General features: G+C 64.8%; 13 protein-coding genes. 2 read left to right on the top strand and 11 right to left on the bottom strand.

Translation table 11 applies throughout. The features are described from left to right. Positions 1-96: 96 nt before the first annotated feature. A complete protein-coding gene (locus tag FXV83_RS42420) occupies positions 97-252 on the top strand; it encodes a hypothetical protein (RefSeq protein ID WP_187435669.1) in 156 nt (51 codons plus the stop codon). 79 nt (positions 253-331) lie between these two features. Continuing rightward, positions 332-739 (top strand): hypothetical protein, encoded by a 408-nt coding sequence (locus FXV83_RS05105; RefSeq protein WP_148738114.1) that lies wholly within the window; start codon positions 332-334, stop codon positions 737-739. A 77-nt stretch (positions 740-816) separates the two neighbouring features. Here FXV83_RS05105 and mmsB read toward each other — a convergent pair whose 3' ends face one another. The 11 genes from mmsB to ytfQ form a co-directional block, all read right to left on the bottom strand. Next, positions 817-2007, bottom strand: coding sequence for a multiple monosaccharide ABC transporter permease (gene mmsB / locus FXV83_RS05110; RefSeq protein ID WP_148738115.1), 1191 nt, complete (start codon positions 2005-2007; stop codon positions 817-819). Next, positions 2004-3581 (bottom strand): multiple monosaccharide ABC transporter ATP-binding protein, encoded by a 1578-nt coding sequence (gene mmsA, locus FXV83_RS05115; protein ID WP_148738116.1) that lies wholly within the window; start codon positions 3579-3581, stop codon positions 2004-2006. Before mmsA ends, mmsB begins: the two co-directional genes overlap by 4 nt. A gap of 189 nt (positions 3582-3770) precedes the next feature. Continuing rightward, a complete protein-coding gene (chvE, locus tag FXV83_RS05120) occupies positions 3771-4844 on the bottom strand; it encodes a multiple monosaccharide ABC transporter substrate-binding protein (RefSeq protein ID WP_148738117.1) in 1074 nt (357 codons plus the stop codon). Positions 4845-4922: 78 nt separating this feature from the next. Then, positions 4923-5807 (bottom strand): SMP-30/gluconolactonase/LRE family protein, encoded by an 885-nt coding sequence (locus FXV83_RS05125; RefSeq protein ID WP_148738118.1) that lies wholly within the window; start codon positions 5805-5807, stop codon positions 4923-4925. Positions 5808-5818: 11 nt separating this feature from the next. After that, positions 5819-6895, bottom strand: coding sequence for an aldose epimerase family protein (locus tag FXV83_RS05130; protein WP_148738119.1), 1077 nt, complete (start codon positions 6893-6895; stop codon positions 5819-5821). A gap of 2 nt (positions 6896-6897) precedes the next feature. After that, positions 6898-7824, bottom strand: a complete 927-nt coding sequence (locus FXV83_RS05135) for a Gfo/Idh/MocA family protein (protein WP_148738120.1) — start codon at positions 7822-7824, stop codon at positions 6898-6900. A gap of 2 nt (positions 7825-7826) precedes the next feature. Beyond that, on the bottom strand, positions 7827-8594 hold the full coding sequence (locus FXV83_RS05140) for a FadR/GntR family transcriptional regulator (protein ID WP_148738121.1): 768 nt from the start codon (positions 8592-8594) through the stop codon (positions 7827-7829). Next, complete coding sequence (yjfF, locus tag FXV83_RS05145) at positions 8591-9571, bottom strand: galactofuranose ABC transporter, permease protein YjfF (RefSeq protein WP_148738122.1); 981 nt, start codon at positions 9569-9571, stop codon at positions 8591-8593. The genes FXV83_RS05140 and yjfF overlap by 4 nt, the downstream gene beginning before the upstream one ends. After that, positions 9568-10560 (bottom strand): ABC transporter permease, encoded by a 993-nt coding sequence (locus tag FXV83_RS05150; RefSeq protein WP_148738123.1) that lies wholly within the window; start codon positions 10558-10560, stop codon positions 9568-9570. The genes yjfF and FXV83_RS05150 overlap by 4 nt, the downstream gene beginning before the upstream one ends. Next, a complete protein-coding gene (locus FXV83_RS05155; RefSeq protein ID WP_187435670.1) occupies positions 10557-12095 on the bottom strand; it encodes a sugar ABC transporter ATP-binding protein in 1539 nt (512 codons plus the stop codon). The genes FXV83_RS05150 and FXV83_RS05155 overlap by 4 nt, the downstream gene beginning before the upstream one ends. Before the next feature lie 117 nt (positions 12096-12212). Beyond that, positions 12213-13178 (bottom strand): galactofuranose ABC transporter, galactofuranose-binding protein YtfQ, encoded by a 966-nt coding sequence (ytfQ, locus tag FXV83_RS05160; RefSeq protein WP_148738125.1) that lies wholly within the window; start codon positions 13176-13178, stop codon positions 12213-12215. Positions 13179-13495 lie beyond the last annotated feature (317 nt).

The following is a 13495-nucleotide window of genomic DNA, read 5'->3' on the forward strand; positions in this document are numbered from 1 at the left end:
GATCGATGGCTTTTCGTTTGCGCCGCCGCAATGTCGGCCAGGGCGGCCGCCGGTAGACGTGACGGACGCAAATTCCATGGACCGGCGGACAAGACCATGAGCGACGCGCAAATCGGCCTGCTGACGGCAACCCCCATCATCATCCTATTCGCTGCGGCTCTCAGGAGAATGGGTGTCCTCTCCGCGGTGGCGACCGCATCTGCGGTCGGCCTTTCCGTGGCAATCGCTTTTGTGCTGTTCGTGACCCAGTAGACTGGCGGTACGCAGACTTAACGCAATCTTAAACTTGTGCCGCTGAATCTGCTGCTCTCAGCAGAGGCTTGAGAATGTCATGCTCAAGGACGGCACATACAGGGCGTGGTTCAAGACGCCGACCGGTCAAGGCACCGGCATTGCCCATGTCGCGGATGGGATGATCTGGGGCTGTGACGGGGTCATGACGTATAGCGGCTCCGTCGACGTCAGCGGCGAACGGTTTACCGCGACCCTTCTGACCAAAAGGCATACGGAACGGCTGCCCACGGTTTTCGGAACCGACGACGAACTCAAGCTTACGCTGGAAGGAACCTGCTCCGGCAAGATCGCGCGATACACAGCTACTGCCGAACAGTTTCCCGGCGTGCTGCTCGAGGGCACGCTCATTTACAGTGAGGACCAGCCGCCCGCGCCGGCGGCGCAACGGCCGGAGCCGAAATTCGACCCGGCCAAGCTCCCGAAATTGCCAAAGCTCTCCCGCTGACGGGCGATCAACATCGACCCGGCCACGGGCGATCCATAGCAATTCGAGATCAAGCTGCCGGGCGAATTCGCCGCTCCCTATCTGCGCTGGTTATAGACGTCGATGCAGACCGCGCCGAGCAACACCAGGCCCTTGATCACCTGCTGGTAGTCGATGCCGATGCCGAGGATGGACATGCCGTTGTTCATCACGCCCATGATCATGGCGCCGACCACGGCGCCGCCGACGCGCCCGACGCCGCCATAGGCCGAGGCGCCGCCGATGAAGCAGGCGGCGATAACGTCGAGCTCGAAGCCGAGTCCGGCCTTCGGGGTCGCGGTATTGAGGCGCGCGGCGAAGACCAAGCCGGCGAGAGCCGCGAGCGCGCCCATGTTGACGAAGGTGAGGAAGGTCAGGCGCTCGGTCTTGATGCCGGACAGGCTTGCTGCCTTGGCGTTGCCGCCGACCGCGTAGATCTGCCGCCCGATCACGGTGCGGCGGGTGACGAAGCCGTAGAGCGCGATCAATGCGCTCATGATCACCAGCACGTTGGGCAGGCCGCGATAGGTCGCGATCAGATAGGTGGCGTACAGCACCGCGCAGGCCAGCACGATGCTCTTGCCGAGGAAGAACGCGTAGGGCTCGACCTCGATGCCATGCAACTGCTCGCGCGCACGGCCCCGAGCGCTGGCATAGACCAGCCCCAGCGCCAGCACGGCGCCGATCAGCATCGAGGTCGGATGCAGCGTACCCGCCTCCGGCAAAAGCTCGGGAATGAAGCCTGACGACAATTTCTGGAAGGTCGGCGGGAACGGTCCAAGCGACTGGCCCTGCAACACCGCGAGCGCGAGCCCCTTGAACACCAGCATGCCGGCCAGGGTCACGATGAAGGACGGGATCTTGAAATAGGCCACCCAGTAGCCCTGCGCCGCGCCGATTGCCGCGCCGAGCACGAGGCAGGCGATGAAGGCGAGCGTGTAGTCGACCTTGTACGTCACCATCAGCACGGCAGCCACCGCGCCGACGAAGCCCGCGACCGAGCCGACCGAAAGGTCGATATGGCCGGTGACGATCACGAGCAGCATGCCGAGCGCCATGATGACGATATAGCTGTTCTGGAGCACCAGATTGGTCAGGTTGAGCGGCTGCAGCAGCGTACCGCCGGTCATGACCTGGAAGAACAGCATGATCGCGATCAGCGACATCAGCATGCCGTAATTGCGCAGGTTGTTCTTGATGAAGCTGCCGTGCCGGCGCTCCTCGGGCAGCGAAACCGTCTTGTCGGTCATGGCTGCGATCCTCCCATCTCTGCGGCAACAGGCGTGCCGCTCCCAAAGTTTCTATCATTGCGCATGATAGCGCGCATGATCTTTTCCTGCGTCGCCTCGGTGCCCGGAAACTCCCCGACGAAGGCACCGTCGTTCATGACGCAGATGCGGTCGCAGATGCCGAGCAGCTCGGGCATCTCCGAGGAGATCACCACGACGCCGCGACCGGCCTCGGCGAGCTCGTTGATGATACAGTAAATCTCGTATTTCGCACCCACGTCGATGCCACGTGTCGGCTCGTCGAGGATCAGGACCTTCGGGTCGGTCATCAGCCATTTCGACAGCACCACCTTCTGCTGGTTGCCGCCGGAAAGCTGGCCGGTCTCCTGGTAGACGTCGGAGCAGCGGATGCGCATGCGGCTGCGGTAGTCGCTGGCGACCTTGAGCTCGGCGATGTCGTCGATCACCCGGCGCGGGGCGACCTGGTCGAGGCTCGCCAGCGTGATGTTCTTGCGGACGTCGTCGGCCAGGATCAGCCCGAGCTGCTTGCGGTCCTCGGTGACGTAAGCGAGACCGGCATCGATCGCGGCGGCGACGCTCGGCAGCACGATCTCGTGGCCTTCGAGCCGGATCGAGCCGCTGACATTGGTGCCCCAAGAGCGGCCGAACAGGCTCATGGCGAATTCGGTGCGGCCCGCGCCCATCAGCCCCGCAATGCCCACGACCTCGCCGCGCTTCACGCCGAAATTGACGTTCTTGATCACCTGCCGGTCGGGATGGATCGGATGATAGACCGACCAGTTCTCCACGCCGAGGACGGGCTCGCCGATCTTCGCGCGGCGCTCCGGAAAACGGTGGGCGAGATCGCGATTGACCATGCTGCGGATGATGCGGTCCTCCTCGACCGGTTCGCTGCGGCAGTCGATACCGTCGACAGTACGGCCGTCGCGCAGCACGGTGATGTGGTCGGCGACGCGGGCGACCTCGTTGAGCTTGTGCGAGATCAGGATCGAGCCGATGCCCTGCTCGCGGAACGTCATCAGGCGTTCGAGCAGCGCCGCGCTATCGGCTTCGTTCAGGCTCGCGGTCGGCTCGTCCAGGATCAGCATCCGCACCCGCTTGGACAGCGCTTTCGCGATCTCGACCAGCTGCTGCTTGCCGACGCCGAGATCGGTGATCAGCGTATCCGGCGATTCCTTCAGGCCGACCTGCGCGAGCAGCTCGCGCGTGCGCCGGTACACTTCATCCCGGTCGATCACGCCGAGCTTCGAGGGCGGATGCGACAGGAAGATGTTTTCGGCGATCGACATCAGCGGAATCAGCGCCAGCTCCTGGTGGATGATGATGATGCCGAGCGCCTCGGAATCGTTGATGTCGCGAAAGCGGCGCTCCTCGCCCTCGAAGACGATGGTGCCCTCGTAGCTGCCCGCCGGATAGACCCCGCTCAACACCTTCATCAGCGTGGACTTGCCCGCGCCGTTCTCGCCGACGAGCGCATGGATCTGCCCGGCGTGAACCGAGAAATTGACGTCGCGCAGCGCCTGCACGCCTGAAAAGCTCTTGCTGACGTTGCGCATTTCGAGCATTGCGGTCATCGCTTCATGTCCCTGGACGTTTCCACAGCGTCATGGCCGGGCGTGTCCCGGCCATCCACGTGCAGCCGCTTGCGAGGTAGGACGTGGATGCCCGGGACAAGCCCGGGCATGACGAATTGGTTGACATACGCTTTACCCCACCAGAGAGATCCTCTCCCCGCAAGAGCGGAGAGAGGGAGACGAGAGTTCCTACTGGAACTGCGCCTTCTTGTAGTAGCCGCCGTCGACCAGGATCTTCTCCCAATTGTCCTTGTAGACCACGACCGGCTTGAGCAGGTAGGACGGCACGGTCTTGGCGCCGTTCTCATAGGTCTTGGTGTCGTTGACGGTGACCTGCTTGCCGGCGAGCGCGGCATCGACCATGTCGGCCGTGACCTTGGCGAGGTCGCGGGTGTCCTTGAAGATGGTCGAATACTGATCGCCGCGCAGCATCGCCTTGATCGAGGGCACCTCGGCGTCCTGGCCGCTGATAACAGGCATCGGCTGGTTGGCGCTGCCGTAGCCGACGCCCTTCAGCGAGGAGATGATACCGATCGAGAGGCCGTCATAGGGCGAAAGCACGGCGTTGACCTTCTTGTTGCCGTAGTAGGCGCTGAGCAGGTTGTCCATGCGGGCCTGCGCGGTGGCGCCGTCCCAGCGTAGCGTCGCGACCTTGTCCATGCCCATCTGGCCGGAGGCGACGACGAGCTTGCCGCTGTCGATATACGGCTTCAGCACGCTCATCGCGCCGTTGTAGAAGAAGTAGGCGTTGTTGTCGTCGGGCGAGCCGCCGAACAGCTCGATGTTGAAGGGCCCCTTGCCTTCCTTCAGGCCGAGCCCCTTTTCGATCGACTGAGCCTGCAGCACGCCGACCTGGAAGTTATCGAAGGTCGCGTAGTAGTCGACGTTCGGCGTGCCGCGGATCAGGCGATCATAGGCGATCACGGTGATGCCCTTGGCCTTGGCCTGCTTCAGCACGTCCGAGAGGGTGGTGCCGTCGATCGCGGCGATCACCAGCGCTTTGGCGCCCTTGGTCACCATGTTCTCGACCTGCGAGAGCTGGTTCGGGATGTCGTCCTCGGCATATTGCAGGTCGGTGTTGTAGCCGCGCTCCTTCAGCGTCTTGACCATGTTGTTGCCGTCATCGATCCAGCGCGCCGAGGACTTGGTCGGCATGGCGATACCGACGGTGGCCTTGTCCTGGGCGGACGCGGTAACGCCTGCGGCCATCGTCGCAGCGCCGGCCAGTGCCAGTGCGAGGAATGTCGTCTTCAGTTTCAGCATGTTTTACTCCCTATGTGGTCTATGTGTCAGACTGCTTTTCGTTTCGTCGAGAACGCGGTGTGTACTGGCTCTGGTCTCCTATGCAAGCTTGACGTCGGGCTCCGCGCGACCGCGCGCGGAGACATCGAGCAGAAAGGTGCAGCCTGCCTGCGGATCGGCGGCGCGCGCCGCATCGTCCATGTTCTCCCAGGCGGAGGTCACCAGAAGGCGCGACAGATCGGGCCCAATGAAGGCGGGACAGCTCGCCTGGCGCGCCGGCACGCGCAGCGAACGCAGGCGCCCGCCTTGCGGGCTGTAAACATCGATGCGGCCCGCGCCCCAGCAGGCGTTCCAGATTTGCCCGTCGGCATCGACCACCGAGCCGTCGAGGCCGCCGATCCCGGTGTGGCGCAACAGCACCTCCGGCTCGCCGCGCGGCAGACCGGTCGCGGGATTGAGCGGGACGGCGTAGAGCACCGCGCGCGCGGTGTCGGCGAAGTAGCCGGTGGCGCCATCGGGGGAGAAGCAGATCGAGTTAGGAATGCTGATGCGGGGGAACAGCATCGAGATGTTGCCGCGATGGAGCGCATAGATCGCGCCCGCGCCCGGCTCGGCGTGACGCCCCATGGTGCCGATCCAGAACGTGCCCGACTGATGCACGCGGCAATCGTTGGAGCGGGTGCCGGGATTGTCGGCCTCAAGCGGACAGAACAGCGTCATCGCGCCATCGGCAAGGTCACGGATGTAGAGACCGTCCTCGGCCACGATCAGCTGGCGTTCGGCATCGATGCGCCCGAGCGCGCTCGCCATCCGGCCAAGCGCGTGGACGCGGGTGCTTCCGCTGGAAAGGTGCGCCTCGAACAGCCGTCCCTCAAGAATGTCGAACCACCAGGCAGTATCGGTGGCGACGTCATAGGTCGGCCCTTCGCCGAGATGGCAGTGCTCGGCGGAGAGGACCGAGGTCGGCACCTCTTCTTCCGTCATGGCATCTTCCGTCACGTCGCCCTCGCTGCAAACCGGTACACCGTGTGATGACGATAGACCTCGTCGGGCGCGAGGCGCGGACTCGGAAAGTCCGGCCGGTTCGGCGCATCCGGCCAGATGTGCGGCTCCAGGCAGATGGCGTCCGACTGCCGGATGAGCTTGCCGCCCTTGCCCGCAATCGTGCCGTCGAGATAGTTGCCGGAATAGACCTGAAGGCCGGGCTGATCGGTCAACAGCTCCATGATCCTACCCGAGCGCGGCGCCTCCAGCCGCGCTGTGAGAGCAAGCTTGCCGTCGCGCGCCAGGCAGTAGGTGTGGTCATAGCCCCTGCCGTGACGCAATTGCTGATCGCTCTGGCGGATGCGCTCGCCCACCGGCGTTGCGTTGCGGAAATCAAACGGCGTTCCGGCCACTGCACGCGGCGGCTCCGGCAGCGGGATGGCGGTCGGGTCGATGGCAAGAAAATGCTCGGCGGCCACCGTCAGCCGGTGATCGAGGATGGACGTGCCTGACGTGGCGCCCTCGAGGTTGAAGAAGCTGTGGTTGGTCAGGTTGACGATGGTCGGGCGATCGGCTCGCGCCTCCATGCTCAGCGACAGCTCGGTCGGGCCGGTGACGCGGTAGGTCAGGCGCACATCGAGCCGGCCGGGATAATTCTCTTCGCCATGCGGGCTCGTATAGGTGAGCGTCACCGCGGGCTCCTTGCCGTCGTCGATCCCGCCAATCTCCCAGAGCTTTCGGTCGAACCCGTCGAGACCGCCGTGCAGTGCATTGGGGCCGTTGTTGACGGGAAGTTGCACCGTCTCGCCGTCGAGCGAAAATTGCCCCTTGGCAATGCGATTGGCATAGCGGCCGACGGTGGCGCCGAAAAATTTTCGCTCGGCTAGATAGCCGGCAAACGCATCGTGTCCGAGCACGACATCGTCGTAACCGCCTTTTACATCCGGCACGACCAGGGCCTGAAGAACGGCGCCGTAGGTGATGACGCGGGCCTCGAATCCGCCCGCCCCGCGCAGCACGATGCGCTCGACCATGCGGCCATCCGGCAGCATTCCGAAGACGTCTTTCTCTATTTTCGAGCCAGCCATGTCTAGTCCACAAACGGTTCGACGAGAGTGCGCCTGCCGAGCAGGAAAGCATCGGCCACGAGACGAAGCGGGGCAAGGTCGACGTCGCTCATGCCGGTGGTGGCGAGTGTGACGAAACGCCGGTACAACTCGCGATATTCCTGATCGGGTGCCTCGGCAAGTACCTTGTCGTCCACGGCCATGCGCCGCCCGCCACCCGACAATGTCATCAGGCCCCGGTCGGTCTCCGCGACGATATCCCAGCTCTGCGGGCCGGTCTGGCGGAAATCGAACTCGGCCGTGACCGGCAGTCCGCCGATGTCGGCCATTGTCAGGTTCGCGGCGATCGGCGCTTGGCAATTGGCGGGAAAGGCAAGCTCGGCCGCCGTGACGAACACGGGGCGCGGCAGGATGCGGGTCAGGATCGAGAGCGCGTTGATGCCGGGATCGAACACGCCGAGCCCGCCTGGCTCCCAGATCCAGCCCTGCCCTGGATGCCAGACCCGAACATCCTCCTTCCAGCTGATGTGCACGGATTTGATCCGGGATGTGGCGAGCCATTCGCGCGCGGGCTCGACTGCGGGCGCGTAACGCGAATGCCAAGTCGCAAACAGCGTGCGCTTTGCCGCCGCCGCCATCGCGATCAACGGATCGAGCTCGGCAACGCCTGTGCCCGGAGGCTTCTCCAGCATCACGTGCTTGCCGGCGGCAAGCGCGGCAACGGCCTGGGCGCGCCGCACCTGCGGCGGGGTGCACAACGAGACTGCGTCGATTGCGGGCCCCTTCTCAAGGAGTTCCTCGATCGTGGCAAAATGCGGCAGGCCCGGCAGCGAGGCGTTGCGGCTGGCAACGGCGGCCAGCGTCGCGCCTGGTATCGCGGCGATCGCACCGACATGTTGGTCGCGCGCGATCTTGCCGAAGCCGACGATGGCGATGCGAAGTTCGGTCACGCTCACTCTCCAGTATCCGCGGATGGTGCTTCTGCCGGTCCAGTCTCGATCACCGTGCCTTCGTGGCGGCTCATGCCGTTGTGAATGACATAGACCATAGCCTCGGATGCCATGTTGACATCACCTGCCGCGATAGCATCGACGATCTTCTGATGCCAGAGCAGAACCGTGTCGCGGTCCTCCGGTTCGACCGGGGCGCTGAGCAGGAACGAGGCACGCAGGGCAGCCTCGATGACATGGCCGATCGAGCGCATGAATAGATTTCCGGACGCGCGCGCAACCGCGACGTGGAGCGCGAGGTCGGCGTCGGCAAAGCGAACGGAATCGGAGGCCTCGAGCCGCATTCGATCCATGCAGCGGCGCAGCTCGGCAAGATCCTCTTCCGATCGCCGTCCCGCCGCCAGCACGGCCGCGCGCGGCTCGACCGCGAGACGAATCTCGGCAAGGTCGTTGAGAAAGCGCTTATCGATGCCGGCGTCCAGATGCCAGGCCAGCACATCGGCGTCGAACATGTTCCAGGCGCCGCGCTCGCGCACGACGGTGCCAACCCGCGCCTTGGTGGTGAGCAGCCCCTTGGCCACCAGCGTCTTCACGCTCTCCCGCAACACCGGCCGCGACACGCCGAACATCGCGGTCAGCTCGGCATCGCCCGGCAGCCGTGTCCCTTCGGCGTAACGGCCGGCGATGATGTCGACGCCGATCGAGCGGGCCACTTCCGCATGATTGGAGTGAGCCCGCTGCGTCGGGATGACGACAATGCGCGAGGTCATGACGCTGCTCCTGCACTCTTCGCCACGGGCCGGCGCGCGAGCGCGACCAGCGCCTGCTGCAAGGCGATGAAGGCAAACAGCAATACGCCGGTCGCGATCTTGGTCCACCAGCTCGACAGCGTGCCGTCGAAATTGATGTAGGTCTGGATCAAGCCCTGGATCAGCACGCCGAGAAAGGTGCCGATCACCGAGCCCTGCCCGCCTGTCAGCAGCGTGCCGCCGATCACGACCGCGGCGATGGTGTCGAGCTCGACGCCGACGGCGGAGAGCGAGTAGCCGGCGCTGGTATAGAACGAGAAAACGATGCCGGCGATGCCTGCGAGCAGGCTCGACAGCATATAGATTCGCACCGTCATCCGTCCAACCGCAACGCCCATCAGGTTCGCGGCCACGCGGTTGCCGCCAAGCGCGTAGACGTTGGCGCCGAACCGCGTGAGAGTCAGCAGCAGCGCACCTCCGATCACGATCGCGAGCATGATGATCGCAATCGCCGTCAATCGGCCGCCGCCGGGCAATCGCAACGCGAAGTCCGACACCGTCGAATAGATTGGCGCGGTGATCGGCACCGATTCCGTCGAGAGCAGGAAGCTGGCGCCGCGGGCCAGAAACATGCCGGCCAGGGTCACGATGAAGGGCGGCAGGTCGAAGACGTGGATGACGGCGCCCATCGCCGCGCCGAAGCCCGCCGAGAGCACAAGGATAGCGACGAAGGCGACCAGCGGCGGCACGCCCCAGCGCTCGATCGCGAGCGCGACGAACACGGTGGTGAAGCCAATCACCGAGCCGACCGAGAGATCGATGCCGCCGGAGATGATCACGAAGGTCATTCCGGTGGCGACAATGCCGAGGAAGGCATTGTCGGTGAGGAGATTGCCGACCACGCGGGTGGAAGCGATGTTGGGGAACTGCACCGCGCAAAGCGCGAATCCCAGGACGAGCACGATGGCCGTGATGAGGACGGGCGGCAGGCCTTTCATGCCTTCGCCCTCCGCAACCGGGCCACAACCCCGGAGAAGCCCGACAGCTTCGGCGATTGCAGCAGCAGCACGGCTAGCACCACCACCGCCTTGACCAGCAGGTTGAATTCCGGCGGATAGCCGGACAGCAGAATGCCGGTGTTCATGGTCTGGATGATCAGCGCGCCGAGCACGGCCAGCACGAGGCTGAAGCGTCCGCCGAACAGCGAGGTGCCGCCGATCACCACCGCAAGGATCGCGTCGAGCTCGAGCCAGAGGCCGGCATTGTTGGCATCCGCGCCCATGATGTCGGCCGCCGCGATCACGCCGGCGAGCGCGGCACAGACGCCGCACCAGACGTAGACTGCCAAAATCATCGCGCGCGTGCCGACGCCGGCAAGCTCGCTCGCCCGCGCATTGCCGCCGGTCGCCTCGATCAGGAGCCCGAGTGCCGAGCCGCGCACCACCGCGCCGGTGAGGATCAGCATCCCCAGCGCAATCGCGACCGGCACCGGCACGCCGAGGATGGAGCCATTGCCGAGCCAGACCAGGTCGGGCGAGCTGAAGGTCACGATACGCCCTTCGGTGATGAGCTGGGCGATGCCGCGGCCCGCCACCATCAGGATCAGCGTCGCGACGATCGGCTGCATGCCGAGCACGCTGACGAGAAAGCCGTTCCACAATCCGCAGACGAGCCCGGCGCCGAGCGCAGCCGCCAGCACGACCGGCAGCCCATGACTGTCGGCAAGGCTCGCCGCGATTGCACCCGAGATCGCCATCACTGCGCCGACCGAAAGATCGATGCCGCGCGTGGCGATCACCAGCACCATACCGAGCGAGAGCAGCGCCACCGGCGTGCCGCGATTGAGCACATCGATCAGGCTGCCGAACAGGCGACCATCCTGGAGGCGCAGATCGAAGAATTGGGGCGACACCACCCGGTCGACCGCCAGGATGACGATCAGCGCAAGTATCTGGGCAAGGCCGCGGCGCGGCAGCAGCGCTGTCATGCCCGCCCCTCATGCGCAACAACAGCGCTATCGGCGGCGATGGCCGCGAGAATGTTGCTGATGTCGATCGCCTCGCCCGTGAGCTCGTCGACATGCGCGCGATCGCGCAGAACTACCACGCGGTCGGAATAGGTCACGATCTCGTCTAACTCGGAGGAGATCACGAGCAGGGCCAGCCCGTCGTCGCAGAGCTCGCGAATCAGGCGGATGATCTCGGCATGTGCGCCGACGTCGATGCCGCGGGTTGGCTCGTCCAGCACGAGAAGACGCGGCGAGGTCGCGAGCCAGCGTGCCAGTAGCACCTTCTGCTGGTTGCCGCCGGACAACAGCCCGACAGGGCGTTCCGGATCGGGCGGGCGGATGTCGAGCATCTTGACGTAACGGCTTGCGATCTCGTCCTGCTCGCGGCGCGACAGCGGCCTGTGCAGGCCACGCTTGGCCTGGAGCGCGAGCACGATGTTCTCGCGCACGGTGAGCTCGGCGACGATGCCGTCGGTCTTGCGCTCCTCCGGACAATAGCCAAAGCCGTGGCGCACGCCGTCGCGCGGCGACAGGAGCCGTACGGGCTCGCCTTCAACCTTCGCCTGCCCGCGATCGGCGCGCTCGGCGCCGAACACCAGCCGCGCCGTCTCGGTCCGGCCCGAGCCGAGCAGGCCGGCGAGACCCACGACCTCACCATGCCGCAGTTCGAGATTGAACGGCGCGACATAGCCGGCCTTGCCATAGCCTTCGAAGCTCGCACAGACTTCGCGCGCCTGATGCTCGCCCGTAGCCGCGCGCACGCTGGTGGTTTCGGCTAGCTCGCGGCCGAGCATCATCCGGATCAGCTCGAGCCGCGGCAGCGAGGCAGTCTCGCGCTGACCGACCAGGCGGCCATTTCGCAGCACCGTGATGCAATCGGAGATCTCGTAGACCTGGTCGAGAAAATGGCTGACGAAAACGATTCCGATGCCGCGGCCGGCGAGCTGGCGCATGATATCGAAGAGGATCTCGACCTCGTGGCGGTCGAGGCTCGCGGTCGGCTCGTCGAGGATCAGCACGCGCGCCGATAAATCGACGGCGCGCGCGATTGCGGTGACATGCTGCACTGCGACCGAATAGCTGCCGAGCGGCGCTGAGACATCGATATCGAGGCCGAACCCGCCGAGTAGCGCTTTCGCACGGCGGCGCATTTCGGCTTCGCGCACGATGCCGAGGCGCATCGGCTGGCGGTCCAGGAACAGGTTTTGCGCCACCGAGAGGTTCGGCAGCAGATTGACCTCCTGGTAGACGGTGGCGATGCCGGCCTGAAGCGCCGCCTTGGCCGAGCGCGGCGCGACCTCTTCGCCGCTGATGCGGATGACGCCTGCATCGCGCGGGAACACGCCGGTGATCGCCTTGATCAGCGTGGACTTGCCGGCGCCGTTCTCGCCGAGCAGTGCATGGATCTCGCCGGCACGCAGCGTGAAGTCGACTTCCTGCAACGCACGCACCGCACCAAAGCTCTTGCTGATCCCGCGCGCCTCCAGCAGCGAAGGAGCAGGGCTGTTCTCCATGACAAATTCACTCCCACCGGCACCCGCTTGTGACGCGGACACCCAGCCTATTCGTTCGCACAGCGGTTTCGAAGAGGGGCGCCGGACCACAGGGAGCGATCCGGCGCGGCACCCGCCTCAGTAACCGAGGCCCTTCTTGCTGTCGTAGATCTTCTGCGGATCGTCGGCCGCAGTATAGAGCTTGGATTCGGTCTGGATCCACTTCGGCGGAACCGTGCCCTTGTCCTTGAAGGCCGCGATGGCATCGAGCGCCGGGCCCGCCATGTTCGGCGTCAGTTCCACGGTGGCGTTGGCTTCGCCGGCGGCCATCGCCTTGAAGATATCCGGGACCGCGTCGATCGAGACGGTGAGGATCTCCTTGCCCGGCTTGAGGCCGGCTTCCTTCATCGCCTGGATCGCACCGACCATCATGTCGTCATTGTGGGCATAGACCGCGCAGATCGACTTGCCGCCGCCTTCGGCCTTGATGAAGCTCTCCATCACTTCCTTGCCCTTGGCGCGGGTGAAGTCACCGGTCTGGCTGCGCACCACCTTCAGGTTCGAATGCTTGGCGATGGCGGTATCAAAGCCCTTCTTGCGGTTGGCGGCGACGCTCGCGCCGACCGTGCCCTGCAATTCGACGATGTTGCAGGCCTTAGCCCCGACGGTCTTGGCCAGCCAGTCGCCGGCAACCTCGCCTTCATGCACGCTGTCGGAGGTCACGGCGGTAAGATAGAGCTCCTTGCCGGAGGGATCGATGTCGCGGTCAAGCAGCACGACCGGAATCTTGGCCTCTTTGGCTTCCTTCAGCACCGAATCCCAACCGGTCGAGACCACGGGCGCGAGGAAGATCGCGTCGACGTTCTGCGCGATGAAGGAGCGGATCGCCTTGATCTGGTTTTCCTGCTTCTGCTGGGCATCGGCGATCTTGAGATTGACCTGGCGCTTGGCGGCCTCCTGCTTGGAGACCGATGTCTCGGCCGCGCGCCAGCCGGATTCCGATCCGATCTGCGAGAAGCCAATGGTGAGCTGGCCGGCGCTGGCCGGCAGCGCGAACAGCAACGCGGCCGTGGCACTGGCCGCAAAAAGGGCTTTGAGGTTCATCAGACGTGTCTCCCAAGGGTGATCTTGTGTTATCCCGGGCGCCGATTGGTAATATGGCACCCGAATGCCGCCCTTGAGGACGGCGCGAGAGACTATTTCACGGAAGATCGGTTCCGACTAGTCATATTATCTGACTATTGGCGGGAAAATGAGCCGCTGAGGCGGTGGGTGGTTCTATGACACGCCCAAAGCGATTTTGTTCCGGCGGTGCAACGGGAAGATGAAGGAAATGATGTGGCCGCGACGGTGCGCTCCCCCAATGGGGACGGCGACAGTTAGCTTGGCAAGCTCTCCTCCCCGTCATTGCGAGTTGGGAC

It is taken from the genome of Bradyrhizobium hipponense (genome assembly GCF_008123965.1).
In the GTDB taxonomy this organism is placed as follows: domain Bacteria; phylum Pseudomonadota; class Alphaproteobacteria; order Rhizobiales; family Xanthobacteraceae; genus Bradyrhizobium; species Bradyrhizobium hipponense.

Coding starts and splice junctions, on each gene's coding strand:
- FXV83_RS42420 (WP_187435669.1), top strand. CDS start 97: ATGAGCGACGCGCAAATCGGCCTGCTGACGGCAACCCCCATCATCATC.
- FXV83_RS05105 (WP_148738114.1), top strand. CDS start 332: ATGCTCAAGGACGGCACATACAGGGCGTGGTTCAAGACGCCGACCGGT.
- mmsB (WP_148738115.1), bottom strand. CDS start 2,007: ATGACCGACAAGACGGTTTCGCTGCCCGAGGAGCGCCGGCACGGCAGC.
- mmsA (WP_148738116.1), bottom strand. CDS start 3,581: ATGACCGCAATGCTCGAAATGCGCAACGTCAGCAAGAGCTTTTCAGGC.
- chvE (WP_148738117.1), bottom strand. CDS start 4,844: ATGCTGAAACTGAAGACGACATTCCTCGCACTGGCACTGGCCGGCGCT.
- FXV83_RS05125 (WP_148738118.1), bottom strand. CDS start 5,807: ATGACGGAAGAAGAGGTGCCGACCTCGGTCCTCTCCGCCGAGCACTGC.
- FXV83_RS05130 (WP_148738119.1), bottom strand. CDS start 6,895: ATGGCTGGCTCGAAAATAGAGAAAGACGTCTTCGGAATGCTGCCGGAT.
- FXV83_RS05140 (WP_148738121.1), bottom strand. CDS start 8,594: ATGACCTCGCGCATTGTCGTCATCCCGACGCAGCGGGCTCACTCCAAT.
- yjfF (WP_148738122.1), bottom strand. CDS start 9,571: ATGAAAGGCCTGCCGCCCGTCCTCATCACGGCCATCGTGCTCGTCCTG.
- FXV83_RS05150 (WP_148738123.1), bottom strand. CDS start 10,560: ATGACAGCGCTGCTGCCGCGCCGCGGCCTTGCCCAGATACTTGCGCTG.
- FXV83_RS05155 (WP_187435670.1), bottom strand. CDS start 12,095: ATGGAGAACAGCCCTGCTCCTTCGCTGCTGGAGGCGCGCGGGATCAGC.
- ytfQ (WP_148738125.1), bottom strand. CDS start 13,178: ATGAACCTCAAAGCCCTTTTTGCGGCCAGTGCCACGGCCGCGTTGCTG.